The sequence below is a fragment of the Helicobacter pylori genome, from assembly GCF_001653475.1.
Classification (GTDB): Bacteria; Campylobacterota; Campylobacteria; order Campylobacterales; family Helicobacteraceae; genus Helicobacter; species Helicobacter pylori_CM.
In genome coordinates this window covers 1,478,403-1,489,916 of record NZ_CP011487.1, presented here as the reverse complement: position 1 = coordinate 1,489,916, position 11,514 = coordinate 1,478,403, and the positions used below count along the sequence as shown (strand labels likewise).

Below are 11,514 nucleotides of genomic sequence, written 5' to 3'. Positions count from 1 at the left end.
TAGCGCTACTTTTTAAGACTTTTTACCCATTGGTGCCGTTTAATATCTATATTTATGAAAAACAATACTGCTATTTTTCAAAAAGGAGTAAAATAAGCTAATTTAAAATATATACATACTATAAGCTATTTTTGAGTAAAAATGTTAAAAAAGACAATTAAGGAGATTCCATGTTAAAACTCGCTAGCAAAACGATTTGTTTGTCCCTAATCGGCTCATTCACCGCTTTAGAAGCCTACCAAAAACACCAAAAAGACGGCTTTTTTATAGAAGCCGGGTTTGAAACCGGGCTGTTGCAAGGCACACAAACTCAAGAACAAACAATCGCCACAACTCAAGAAAAACCCAAACCAAAACCAAAACCCAAACCCGTTACCCCTCAAAGCACTTATGGGAAATACTACATATCCCAAAGCACCATTTTAAAGAATGCGACTGAGTTGTTTGCAGAGGACAATATCACCAACTTAACCTTTTATTCTTCAACCCCTGTATATGTAACCGCTTATAACCAAGAAAGCGCTGAGGAAGCAGGCTATGGTAATAACAGCTTGATTATGATACAAAACTTCCTGCCTTATAATTTAAACAATGTTGAGCTTAGTTATACAGACAATCAAGGCAATGTAGTCAGTTTGGGCGTGATAGAGACTATCCCTAAACAATCTCAAATCATTCTGCCCGCAAGCTTGTTTAACGATCCGCAACTTAACGCTGATGGCTTCCAACAACTCCAAACCACCACCACACGATTTTCTGATGCCAGCACGCAGAATCTGTTTGACAAGCTCAGTAAGGTTACGACCAATCTTCAAATGACTTATATCAATTACAACCAATTTTCTAGCGGTAACGGCAGTGGTTCTAAACCCCCATGCCCTCCATACGAAAATCAAGAAAATTGTGTGGCTAAAGTGCCGCCTTTCACCTCTCAAGACGCTAAAAATTTGACCAATTTAATGCTGAATATGATGGCGGTGTTTGATTCTAAATCTTGGGAAGATGCCGTTAAAAACGCCCCCTTTCAGTTTAGCGACAACAACCTATCAGCGCCATGTTATTCTGATTACCTTACATGCGTGAATCCTTACAACGATGGGCTTGTTGATCCTAAATTGATCGCTAAAAATGCTGGAGATGAATACAATATAGAAAACGGACAAACAGGCTCAGTGGTATTAACGCCGCAAGATGTTATCTATAGCTATAGAGTCGCTAATAATATTTATGTGAATCTCTTGCCCACAAGAGGAGGGGATTTAGGGTTAGGGTCTCAATATGGCGGTCCGAATGGCCCAGGCGATGACGGCACCAATTATGGCGCTTTAGGGATATTGTCTCCTTTCTTAGATCCTGAAATACTGTTTGGCAAAGATTTGAATAAGGTCGCCATCATGCAATTAAGAGACATTATCCATGAATATGGGCACACTTTAGGCTATACGCATAACGGAAACATGACTTATCAGAGAGTGCGCATGTGTGAAGAAGGCAATGGACCAGAAGAGCGCTGTAAGGGCGGGAGGATAGAGCAGGTGGATGGGAAAGAGGTGCAAGTGTTTGACAACGGGCACGAAGTGCGAGACACCGATGGCTCTACCTATGATGTGTGTTCTCGTTTTAAAGATAAGCCCTATACAGCGGGCAGCTATCCTAACTCCATCTATACTGATTGCTCTCAAGTCCCCGCTGGGCTTATAGGCGTTACAAGCGCTGTTTGGCAGCAACTCATTGATCAAAACGCCCTACCGGTGGATTTTACTAATTTGAGCAGCCAAACCAACTATTTAAACGCTAGTTTGAACACGCAAGATTTTGCGACCACTATGCTTAATGCGATCAGTCAAAGCCTTTCATCTACTAGATCTAGCGCCACTACCTATCACGCTTCAAAAACCTCACGGCCATTTGGAGCCCCCCTGTTAGGCGTTAATCTTAAAATGGGCTATCAAAAATATTTTAATGATTACCTAGGGTTATCTTCTTATGGCATTATCAAATACAACTACGCTCAAGCCAATAACGAAAAAATCCAACAATTAAGCTATGGTGTGGGAATGGATGTGTTATTTGATTTTATCACCAATTACACTAACGAAAAAAACCCTAAAAACAATCTAACCAAGAAAGTTTTCACTTCATCTCTTGGGGTGTTTGGGGGGTTAAGAGGCTTATACAACAGCTATTATTTGTTGAACCAATACAAAGAGAGCGGTAATTTAAATGTAACCGGTGGGTTGAATTACCGCTACAAGCATTCTAAATATTCTGTAGGCATTAGCGTTCCTTTAGTCCAGTTGAAATCTAGGGTCGTTTCTAGCGATGGCACAACCACCAATTCTATCACCCTCAATGAAGGGGGCAGCCATTTTAAGGTGTTTTTTAATTATGGGTGGGTGTTTTAGGGGTTTAACCCACTTTTAACCCTTTTTAAATGAAGTAAAAGACTCTGCTTTAATAGAGCATCAATAAGCCTTATCTTTAGGTTTTAATTTCTTTAATCTTTAAAAACGGGGTTTTTGTTAGATTACTTCAGACTTATGGTAAAACTTATTTTTACGGCTTTAAGCAAATTAAGAAGCAAGTGCAAGGGGGGATTGGCATTATAACCCCGTATTGCCTTGCCCTTCTTTATTGGCATAATCTTTCAGCTCTTTATAAAGCAAAGATTGTAAGCGCGTGATAGCAAAATTCTTATTCTTTTCATCCACTTCAAGGCTTCTATTCAATACAGGCGTGCCTTGGCAATCGCTCGCACTAATAATCACTCTAATGCGCGTGATACCATTAGCACTGTCTGTGAAAACTTCATTTTTGATTTGATAGAGTTTTTCTTCATCGCTAGGGGTTAGCACTCTGGCATAAGCACTTATGAGAGCAGTTTTAATCTCTGTATCGCTGTTGTTATCAAAAGTGATTTGCACTTTAGGTTTGAAAGCGTTTTGGTAATAGATTTTTTCATAATTTTCTAACGAACTCACCGGGACAGAATACGCTTTTAAAATCCTTTCTATAGGCATCGCTTTAGCCAATAAATCCCCCATGCTCTTAGATTGCTGTAAAAAAACCCCTTTGCAAACCTTAGGCATTAAGGTGGAAAACTGCCCATAAAGAGCGTTATACTTATCCCTTAAACCCTGCAAGAACAAGTTTTGATTAATCCTTACTCTGGTGTAGTAGATCCCTTTTTGCGCTTCTTGATTGACAATTTCTACATTATCCAATTCCAAGTCATCGGTTTTTAAGTTAATCGTTTGTGAATCACTAGATTTTAACTTATTATCCACACGACTTTTTTGAATATGGATTTGTGAATTAACCACCACGCTAATAGACGCCACTAAATCCGCTAACGCTTTTTGTTTAGAAGCTTCTTTAGAAGTGGCTGAACCACTCCCATAAAGATAGCCTTTTTGGGTGTTTGTTTTGTTATAGGCCTTGCTATACCACTTAGGCTCTGCACTTAAATGGACACCTACAAAAGCCATAAGGCATGCAAGAATAATCTTTTTCATTATTAATCCTTACTCATTCATTAAAGCGATGTGTTCCTTAGTGATCTTTAGAAGCACATAAACTTTATCCGTATCAATAAAAGTGGCCTTTAGCTCACTAGCCTTAATCTCTATTTTATCCCCCCTGAAAGCTTCCATCACTTTCTCTAAGGCGTTTCGTTTGGCTGAGGACAAGCTATAATCCATATCTGAAAGCGATATATCGCTCATCCCACACACTAAAATTTTTTCATCTTTGGTTCGGGTCTTTTCAATCTGCACTTCTTTTGAGCAATCTCTCGCCCACTTAGGCAAGGATTTCCCCCACGCAACTCCCAATACCAAAGCAAGCGCAATAGTAAGGCGTTTCATTAAAATCCTACTTTTTAACCATGCCTAACTCTTCGCGCACTTTATCCACAATTTGCTTATCCAAGCCAACTAAAACAAAAACCCTATCTTTACCGACATAGCGGGCAAGCATTTTAGAAGCGATCAATTCCTTATCCACTAATTGAGAAATTTTTTCAGTATCAGTGCCGCTTATTGATCTTTTACCAGAAGCATCCACAGTTCTAGTTTTTTCATTTTCCAAATCTTTTTGTAAAGTGGATTTTAAATTCGCCGCTAAATTAGCCCTAGCTTTCGCTGTAGCCTGGTTAGTAGAATAATCCACATCATTATTAGTGATCAAATCTTCAGCCCTTCCTAAAAAGACTCCTGAATATTTTTCATACTTCGCCACTTTTTCTAAATCCCCTACAACCCAATCAGGAGCACCTTTAGTCGCTTCTTTGTATGCCTTATTGCTTTTACTGATACCTGATTTTGGGGCATGGCTACAACCTACGATCACCATCGCTGCTACCACACTCATCCCTAAAATCTTTTTAACTTGATTTTTCATCGCTCATCCTTTCAAATATAAATTTAAAACATACGCTTATTGCTAGCATTTTTCACAATAGGCTTAACATCGCTCCATACCTCTTCACCCGTTTTCCTATTAGTAAGGCTTAGGGTGAAGTCATAGTCCAAGCGTTGCCTAGAACTACTAATAGAGGCTGCGATACTAGATACTTTACCACTTAAAGATAAATCAGCGGCTTTTAAAGTGCCTTTTTCTACAGTGGTGTCTTGATTATACTCTTCGCTCTCTCGTTCTTTTTCGCGCTGTTTCACCATTCTGCTATCGGCTGCAATGCCACTCCCTCCACTCGCCCTTGTGATATTAAACCTCCCATTAGATCGCAACCGCAACTGCCTCGCGATTTCAGTCGTGAGAAGATTCATATCCAAATTGGGTTGCGTGGTGTCGTTAATCACATCTGATACTTCAATCAAATGCTTGCCCTTGAGTTGCTCAAAATTAGGGTCGCTAAACATGGAATCTAACATTGCGTTAGCGGTTAGCAATAAATCCGTGCTATTAATGCTTGCAGTCGTATTTTTAGTGGCATCATTCACATTTTGATAAGTTGCCATTTCGCTTGAACAACCCACCCACAATAAAGCACTCAAAATCACCGAGCTTATAATTTTTAATTTTATTTTCAATACCATAGTGATAGAAACTCCCTATTCAAAATTTAAAACAGATACTTCCGTTCCTAATTTTAAACTTCTAATATAAACACATTATCAGTATTTTTGCAGATTTTAGCATTTTATGTGTCTTTTTTTTCACATTTTACAAGTTCTAGCCCTACAAATTTCACACTGCAAGCATTAATACCACAAATTCGCTCATTTTTAGCTTAATTGAAGAAACTTTTTTAACAAACATGCTTATTTCATGCTTATTTAAAAACGATAAAAATGATTTTTTAGGATAAAGAAACAATATAAAAGCTATTTGAAGCTAGCCCCTTTATAAAAAAGGGGGCTAAAAAGATTTCTATGGGTTCTTATTTTAATAACAAGACTCTTCAACGCCCTTTATAGTAACGCTTTTAGAGCGTCTTCAATCGGCTTTGAAGATCCGGGCTCTACAAGCCTTTCACCCACTTCTCTCCCGTTTTTGTAAAAAATCAAAGTAGGGATTTTGCGGATGCCTAAGCTCTCTTTTAAATCCTGGCTCTCATCAAAAGAAACCTTAAAAAATTCCACCTTGCCTTTGTAAGTTTTGGCTAAATTTTCCATAATCGGCTCAATCTTTCTGCAATCCGGACACCAATTCGCCCCAACATTAACCACTACCGCTTGATGAGCGATTTTCTCTGCGTAATTCTTCCCGTTAATAATTTCTGACATGATAATCCTTATTTTTTATTTCCCCCAACTCCAAAGTATAGCATAACTCGTAAGCTAATCCCCTTTAACCTTAGCCGCATTAGCCATAAACGCATGCAATTCGCTATATTCTTGGCGGTTTAGAAAACGCATTTTCCCTACCGGCAAGGCATTCAAATTCACAAAACCATAACGAACGCGCCTCAAATCCAACACTCCAGCGTTAAAAAACGCAAAAAAGCGCCTCAATTCTCTGTTTTTCCCCTCATTGATAACGACTCTAAGTTTAGAATATTTGGCATGGTTTTTGATGATTTCATAACCAATAAAGGGGGCAAATTCCATGCTTTTAATGGGAGTTTTTTGGTGCGCTCCCTTAGTAGCGTTTTCTAATTTCAAGCCCTCTTGCATCGCATTTTCCATCTCTCTTGTAACAAAGCCTTGAATTTTAACAAGATACTCTTTTTCTAAATTCGCATGCATTAAAGCGCTCACCACCGCCTTACTATCGCTCAATAATAGCACCCCTTCACTCGCAAAATCCAAACGCCCCACAGGTGCAAAATGGGCGTATTTTTTCTCCAAGCTTTCATAAATCACGCGCCGTTTTAAGGGATCGTTTTTACTCACTAATTCGCCCTTTGGCTTGTGATAAACCAGCACGCTGAATCTTTTGTTTTTTAAGGGCTTGATGAGTCGTTTGTCTAAAAACACCTTGTCGTTTTCTTTAACCACGCTAGCGAGTTTGGCATGCTCATGATTGATTTTAATCCGCCCTTCTAAAACCAATTTTTCAGCTTCTCTTCTTGAGTGCTTAGTATAATGGGCTAAAAATTGGTTGATCCTCAAGCTAAGTCCCTCCACTTTAACCCTTTAAAATCGTCCTTAATCTTTTCATTGACCATTAAATCGCTTTGGATTTTGAATTGCTTGCCCTTATCTTTGATGATCAAATACAAGGGGCGTTTGCCCTGGTGTTTTAAAGCGCTCTCTTTGATTTGTCTTAAAAACTCTTTTTTCACATCGTTTTCTAACACGATCGCTAAAGAGCAAGAGCTGGAAGCGAGTATTTCAATGGGGGGGATTTCGCGCACCTCTTCTTTTTGCTTTTCAGGGTCTTTATAACGGGCTTTAGGGATTTTAACCTCTCTAGCGCTCTCTAAATCCAAGATTTCAAAAAGCCTTAATCGCGCCACTTCTTCTTGCTCTTCAATCTTGCATTTAAACACTAGAGGCTTATTAATATCCAACTCTTCTAAAGCATTCAATTGCTTTTCAAACAGCATGAGCTCAAACTTGCCGTATCCATCCAAAATGTCCGCTGTGCCATAAGGCTTACCGCTTCGTTTGCCAATTTTCTTTTTAACTTCCATGATTTTACCCAGCAAATAAGCTTGCGAGCCGATTTCTAACTCTTCAATATCAATGCTTTTGACTAAATTTTTAAAGCCCTTAATTTCTTCTTTAAATTCGTCTAAGGGATTGCCTGAAACATGGATGCCTAAAGTCTCGTATTCGCATTCTAAAAGCGTTTTAGCGTCATGTTCGCCCAAATCAATCATGTCTAAAATAACCTGCTCTTTTGTCCCGCCATCCATTGCCCCAAAAAGGGAGTTACCCCCTTGCATCATTTCATTAGCCTTGTCTTTAGCGCGCCCAGCATCACAGATCAAATCCAAGTTAGCGAGCATGGTTTTTCGGGTGTAGCCTAAGTTATCCAAGCTCCCTGATTTCACTAATGGCTCTAAAGATTTTTTAGTGAGTTTAGAAAAATCCACCCGTGAAATAAAATCTTCCAAACTCTTATAATCCCCTTTAGTCCTTTCTTCAATGATGTTTTTAATCGGCTCACCCCCAACCCCTTTAATCGCTCCTAAACCAAACACGATTTTCTTTTCTAGCTCGCCCTTTTGATTTTTAAACTCCGCCACGCTGAAATCTTGCATAGAAGAATTGATGTGTGGGGGCATCACTTCAATTTCTAAAGCCCTGACCTCATCAATATAGCGCGCCACGGATTCAATCTTATTGGATTCACTAGTGAGCATCGCTGCCATGAACTCATGCTTGTAATAAGTCTTTAAATACGCCGTTTGGAAAGTGATCATCGCATAGGCGGCTGAATGCGATTTGTTGAAACCATAGCCGGCAAATTTAACGATCAAATCCCACAAATTAGCCGCTTTTTGGTCATCATGCCCTAAATTCTTAGCGCCTTCTACAAACTTATCCTTATTGTCCGCCATGATTTGAGCGTCTTTTTTCCCCATAGCGCGGCGGATCAAATCCGCTTCACCCAAACTAAAACCGCCGATAGTTTGCACGATTTGCATCACTTGCTCTTGATAGACGATCGTGCCGTAAGTGGGCTTTAAAATCGACTCTAATTCTTTAAACGCATAAGCGATAGGCTCAATTCCATGCTTTCTATTCACAAAATCATCTACCATGCCTGATTCCATAGGCCCTGGTCTGCCTAGCGCGATAATGGCGATAATGTCTTCAAAGCTTGAAGGCCTTAAGCGTTTGTTAAGCCCTTGAAACATCCCGGATTCAATCTGGAATATCCCCACCGTATCCCCGCTTTGGATCGTTTTATACACTTTCGGATCGTCCATATCCAACGATAAAAAATCCACGCTAATTTTGTGTTGCGTTTTAATGATTTTAAGCGCATCATCAATCACGGTCAAGGTTTTAAGCCCCAAAAAGTCAAACTTAATCAAATCCACCGGCTCTAAATACTTCATGGAATATTGCGTAACGATACCGCCGGTTTTTTCAGAGGCAAACAAAGGGGTTTTATGCCACAACTCTTTTTGGCTATCCACCACTAAGGCTGCGGCATGCACGCCCGCGTTACGATTCAAATTCTCTAAATTGAGCGAATACTCCCACACTTGTCTGGCCGTTTCATTGCTTTCTACTAATTCCTTGATCTTAGGCTCTAATTCCCACGCCCCCTCTATAAACTCGCCATTTTTTTCATAGCCCTTAAGCGTGATGCCTAAGCGGTTGGGTATGAGTTTGGCGAAATCATCCGCTTCTTTATAAGGCATGTCCAAAACCCTTGCAACATCTCTGATCACGCCTTTAGCCAACATCTTATTAAAGGTGATGACTTGAGCCACATTGTATTTGCCGTATTTTTCAATCATGTATTCTATGATTTCCTTACGCCGGCGCTGGCAAAAATCCGTATCAATATCAGGCATGCTGACTCTTTCAGGGTTTAAAAACCTTTCAAAGAGCAAATCGTATTTCAAAGGGTCAATATCCGTGATTTTTAAGGCAAAAGCCACCAAACTCCCGGCCGCACTCCCCCTACCAGGCCCTACAGGAATGCCCATTTCTTTAGCGTAACGGATAAAATCCCACACAATCAGCATATACCCTGGGAATTTCATGTTCGTAATGACTTCAATTTCTTTTTCCAAGCGTTCTTTGTATTGATCATGCTTTTCTTTTGGCACTAAAACTAAGCGCTCTTTCAAGCCCTCTCTAGCCTTATAGGCGAAATAAGAAGCGTCATCTTCAAAATTCAGCCCCTCTTCTTGAGCGTAAGCTTTAGTGAATTTGAAGCTTGGAGGGGTTGGAGGGTTCTTTTTATCGTCTTTTAAATCAATCTCTAAAACGCATTTATCAGCGATTTCTTGGGTGTTTTCTAAAGCTTCTGGAATATCTGCAAACAGCTTCGCCATTTCTTCAGGGGATTTAATGTAAAACTCATGCACGGAGTGTTTTAGGCGTGCTTTATCGTTTAGGGTTTTACCCATCGCTACGCACATCGCTACTTCTTGAGCTTTAGCGTCATTAGGCATGGTGTAGTGGGTGTCGTTTGTGGCAATGATTTTTAACCCTGTCTCTAAAGACATTTTAATGACTTGCTCATCAATGAATCGCTGATCTAAAATGCCATGGCGCATGATCTCTAAATAAAAATCGTCTTCAAAAATCTCTTGGTATTCACAAGCGATTTTTTTGGCTTCATCATAGCCTTTAGCCCCATACTTGCGGTTTCTCTCATTATTAGTATTCAAATGGTAATTGACTTCCCCTTGCAAGCACGCGCTAGAAGCGATAATGCCTTTAGAATGCTCTCTTAAAAGCTTTTTATTGATGCGCGGGAAATAATAAAACCCTTCTAAATACGCCATAGAGCTTAAGAACATTAAATTTTCATAGCCCTCTTGGTTTTTAGCGAACAGGCACAAATGGAAGCGTTGTTTGGTTTCTTTGCTAGAAAGGTTGTCATCATTATGGATATACGCTTCCATGCCGATGATAGGCTTAATGCCTTCTTTTTTCATGCTCGTATAAAAATCAATCGCTCCAAACATGTTCCCATGATCGGTTACGCTCACGCTTTTCATACCCAATTCTTTAATGCGTTTGGCTAGAATTTTAATCTTGTTCGCCCCGTCTAAAAGCGAATATTCCGTGTGCAAGTGCAAATGCGTGAAGGCTTTATTCTCTTTCATTGTATAACCCCTATTTGGATTTAATGCCATTATACCTACCGCTCTTTAAAAAACTCTTTATCAGTTCACTTAGCGCTAAATTATTTTAAAATGGTGGTTATAATAAGAAAGTTTTTATTATTTTTAATGCTATTTTAGGAGTTCATCGTGAAAAAATCCATTTTATTGAGCATTTGCTTGGCTTTTTCTTGCGTTCATGCTTTAAGCGATATGGATTTGATCAAAAAAGCGAGGGAAAGCCAATTAGAACCCATGCCTATGGGCAAAGCGCTCAAAGAATACCAGATTAAAAAAACCAGAGATGTGGGTATTGGCACCAAAAACAGCGAGATTATGACCTCCGCTCAAGTGGAATTGGGTAAAATGCTCTATTTTGACCCTAGGATTTCCACTTCCTATCTCGTGTCTTGTAACACATGCCATAATCTAGGCTTAGGCGGGGTAGATTTAGTCCCAAGTGCTATAGGTTCTCAATGGAAGAAAAACCCCCACCTTTTAAGCTCCCCAACAGTGTATAACTCTGTGTTTAACGATGTGCAGTTTTGGGATGGTAGGGTTACGCATTTAAACGAACAAGCGCAAGGACCCATCCAGTCTTCTTTTGAAATGGGGGCTGATCCTAAAGTGGTGGTAGAAAAAATCAATTCCATGCCAGGCTATGTCAAACTCTTTAGAAAAGCTTATGGCTCTAAAGTCAAAATTGATTTTAAATTGATCGCAGATAGTATCGCTATGTTTGAAGCCACGCTTATCACTCCAAGCCGTTATGATGATTTTTTAAGAGGCAATCCTAAAGCGCTCAGTAAAGCCGAAAAAGAAGGGCTGGATTTATTCATTTCTAAAGGCTGTGTGGCTTGCCATAACGGCATTAATCTTGGGGGAACGATGCAACCTTTTGGGGTGGTCAAACCTTATAAATTCGCTAATGTGGGCGATTTCAAAGGCGATAAAAACGGGCTTGTGAAAGTGCCTACTTTAAGGAATATCACCGAAACGATGCCTTATTTCCATAACGGGCAATTTTGGGATGTCAAGGATGCGATTAAAGAAATGGGCTCTATCCAGTTAGGCATTGAAATCAGCGATGAAGAAGCGAAAAAAATTGAAATCTTCTTTGAAGCTTTAAAGGGTAAAAAACCTAAAATACTCTATCCAGAACTCCCTGTAATAACAGACAAAACCCCAAAACCCTCTTTTTGATTTTAAAAAGTCCTTTTATGGGGCTTTTTGGCGCTTAAATCTAAAAATGCTCAAAGCATCTTTTGCGATCAATAATAAAAAAGCCAACAAAAAGCAAGCGACAACCT

9 protein-coding genes are annotated in these 11,514 nt (G+C 39.6%); 2 read left to right on the top strand and 7 right to left on the bottom strand.

The features are described from left to right. The first annotated feature begins 170 nt into the window (after positions 1-170). Positions 171-2,405, top strand: a complete 2,235-nt coding sequence (locus tag AA974_RS07215) for an outer membrane beta-barrel protein (RefSeq protein WP_064433989.1) — start codon at positions 171-173, stop codon at positions 2,403-2,405. A gap of 198 nt (positions 2,406-2,603) precedes the next feature. Here the strand turns inward: AA974_RS07215 and AA974_RS07210 are convergent, their stop codons facing one another. The 7 genes from AA974_RS07210 to dnaE form a co-directional block, all read right to left on the bottom strand. Next, complete coding sequence (locus tag AA974_RS07210) at positions 2,604-3,515, bottom strand: LPP20 family lipoprotein (RefSeq protein WP_064433988.1); 912 nt, start codon at positions 3,513-3,515, stop codon at positions 2,604-2,606. A 9-nt stretch (positions 3,516-3,524) separates the two neighbouring features. Continuing rightward, on the bottom strand, positions 3,525-3,866 hold the full coding sequence (locus AA974_RS07205; RefSeq protein ID WP_064433987.1) for a hypothetical protein: 342 nt from the start codon (positions 3,864-3,866) through the stop codon (positions 3,525-3,527). Between the two features lie 7 nt (positions 3,867-3,873). Then, positions 3,874-4,401 (bottom strand): LPP20 family lipoprotein, encoded by a 528-nt coding sequence (locus tag AA974_RS07200; protein WP_000795978.1) that lies wholly within the window; start codon positions 4,399-4,401, stop codon positions 3,874-3,876. Positions 4,402-4,424: 23 nt separating this feature from the next. Beyond that, a complete protein-coding gene (gene lpoB, locus AA974_RS07195; protein ID WP_000243161.1) occupies positions 4,425-5,057 on the bottom strand; it encodes a penicillin-binding protein activator LpoB in 633 nt (210 codons plus the stop codon). A gap of 375 nt (positions 5,058-5,432) precedes the next feature. Continuing rightward, on the bottom strand, positions 5,433-5,747 hold the full coding sequence (locus tag AA974_RS07190) for a thioredoxin family protein (protein ID WP_064433986.1): 315 nt from the start codon (positions 5,745-5,747) through the stop codon (positions 5,433-5,435). Between the two features lie 54 nt (positions 5,748-5,801). Next, complete coding sequence (locus AA974_RS07185; RefSeq protein WP_080471071.1) at positions 5,802-6,590, bottom strand: pseudouridine synthase; 789 nt, start codon at positions 6,588-6,590, stop codon at positions 5,802-5,804. Continuing rightward, positions 6,572-10,207, bottom strand: a complete 3,636-nt coding sequence (gene dnaE, locus AA974_RS07180; RefSeq protein ID WP_064433985.1) for a DNA polymerase III subunit alpha — start codon at positions 10,205-10,207, stop codon at positions 6,572-6,574. Before dnaE ends, AA974_RS07185 begins: the two co-directional genes overlap by 19 nt. Positions 10,208-10,354: 147 nt before the next feature. On the opposite strand from dnaE, the gene AA974_RS07175 reads away from it, so the two are divergent. After that, entirely contained in the window at positions 10,355-11,407 is a 1,053-nt protein-coding gene (locus AA974_RS07175) for a cytochrome-c peroxidase (RefSeq protein ID WP_064433984.1), read from the top strand. The last annotated feature ends 107 nt before the right edge of the window (positions 11,408-11,514 follow it).